Origin of the sequence: Devosia sp. (assembly GCF_041917035.1) — a bacterium.
Lineage (GTDB): Bacteria > Pseudomonadota > Alphaproteobacteria > Rhizobiales > Devosiaceae > Devosia_A.
The window spans coordinates 1-1,978 of sequence record NZ_JAYRYM010000421.1 but is presented as its reverse complement, the minus strand read 5'-3'; the positions used below and the strand labels follow the sequence as shown (position 1 = coordinate 1,978).

Sequence of the window (1,978 nt, the reverse complement as noted above, 5' to 3'; positions counted from 1 at the left end):
GTCGACGTCCGGGGCCTCGTGGTGCGGTTTCCGACCGGCGGAAGCCTGATGCGGCGCGCTGGGGCCGTGCATGCCGTGGACGGAGTTGACTTCGACCTCCTGCCCGGCGAGACGCTGGCCATCGTGGGCGAGAGCGGCTCGGGCAAATCGACCATGGCGCGGGCCATCCTGGGCCTCGTTGCCACGACGCGGGGCCGGGTGGTGACCGGCGCGGGTCACAGCCGCCGTCCGGTCCAGATGGTCTTCCAGGACCCGTTCGCCTCGCTCAATCCCCGCCTCGATGTCGAAGCGCTCCTCGCCGAGCCTGCGATCGCCAACGGCCAGCGCCGCGATACTACCCTGCGCGACAGGATGCGCTTCCTGCTCGAGCGGGTCGGGCTGCCCCAGGACTCGCTGTCGCGCTACCCGCACCAGTTCTCGGGCGGTCAACGCCAGCGGCTGTGCATCGCCCGCGCCCTGATGCTGCGCCCGGACGTGGTGGTGCTGGACGAGGCCGTTTCCGCATTGGATGTCTCCGTGCAGGCCCGTGTGCTGGAACTGCTGGTCGACCTGCAGCGCGAGTTCGGGCTGGCCTACCTGTTCATCTCGCACGACATGGCGGTGGTCGAACGCATCGCCCACCGTGTCGCGGTCATGTATGCCGGCGAGATCGTCGAGATCGGAGATGCGACCGCGGTGCTCTCGGCGCCTCGGCACAGCTACACGAGGCGGCTGATTGCCGCCGTGCCGTCGGTCGAAAGGCGCCAGCTCCACTACACCGTGGATGTCACGCAGGTGCCCTCGCTGGTCCGCCCGGCCGGTTACGAGCCGCCCGGCGCCCAGTGGCGCGATGTCGGACGAGATCACCGCGTCCGCATGGAGGTCGATGCATGAACGGACTCATCGACCACGCCCTCGCACCGCTCGCGGCGGCCGTGCATGCGGGCCGCATTCCCGGCGGCGTGCTGGGAATCGTCGACCGAGGGGGACGCCGCGCCATCCGTTCCGTCGGTTCCGCGCAACTGCGGCCCACCGAACGACCGATGACCGACCAGACCTGGTTCGATCTCGCCTCGCTCACGAAGGTCCTGTTCACCACGCCGCGCATCCTCGCGCTGGCCGCCGATGGGCGGATCGACCTCGATGCGCCGCTGACGACGGTGATCCCCGACTTCCGGCAGTACAATCCGGACAATTGGGAGCGCAAGGTGACGTTCCGGCAGTGCCTGGGGCACCAGACGCCCTTCCCGGCGGTGTTTCCGATCTACACCTACGGCCGGGACCCCGATCTGCTGCGGGCTTTCGTGCTGCAGCACGAGTGGCAGGCCGGGCCCGCGGTCTACTCCGACATCAACTTCATCCTGCTCGGGCTGGCGCTCGAACGGCTGGAAGGACGCTCGATCCGGCAGCTGGAGCCGGGGCCGGGATTTGCCTGGTCGGCGGACCCCGACCATGCGGCGGCCACCGAGGACGATACCTGGCGACACCGCGTGCTAGTGGGCGAGGTGCATGACGACAATTGCTCGGCGCTGATGGGCGCGGGCCATGCCGGGCTGTTCGGGACGGCAGACGCGATCCTGACCTTCGCCGCTGAGCGGCTCGGCGACAGCGGACCGGACGCATTGATCCGCACGCCGCTATCGGCGCGCCGAACGCATGGCTGGGAGCGGCCCTACGAGGGCTGGTCGGGCGGCGAGGCCTGTTCGGCGGCGACCATCGGGCATACGGGCTTCACCGGCACCGGGGTGTGGATCGACTTCGAGCGCGGGCGGGCCTGGACGCTGCTGACGAACCGCATTCACCCGACACGGCATTTCGACAGCGGCATCGTCGCCCTGCGACGGGCGACCGGCAATCTCGTCAGCGCTGAGCAGGAGGTGTGAGTGCAGCCAATCTGGGCCGTCGGCCTGATGACCGGGACCGTTCTGGACGGCAACATCGACGTGGCGTTGCTGCGCACCGACGGCGAGAACATCGAGGCCTTCGGCCCCTACACGCT

Annotated in this window: 2 protein-coding genes and 1 pseudogene; all 3 read left to right on the top strand. The window is 69.4% G+C overall.

Going from position 1 to position 1,978, the window contains the following annotated elements:
• A partial coding sequence (locus tag ACE3TU_RS21860) for an ATP-binding cassette domain-containing protein (RefSeq protein WP_374627962.1) occupies nucleotides 1-873 on the top strand: 873 nt, incomplete at its 5' end.
• The gene (locus tag ACE3TU_RS21855; protein WP_374627961.1) at nucleotides 870-1,862 is read left to right on the top strand and encodes a serine hydrolase domain-containing protein; all 993 of its coding nucleotides are present in this window, start codon (nucleotides 870-872) and stop codon (nucleotides 1,860-1,862) included. The genes ACE3TU_RS21860 and ACE3TU_RS21855, both read left to right, overlap by 4 nt.
• A pseudogene (locus ACE3TU_RS21850) lies at nucleotides 1,863-1,978 on the top strand (anhydro-N-acetylmuramic acid kinase); the annotation flags it as partial.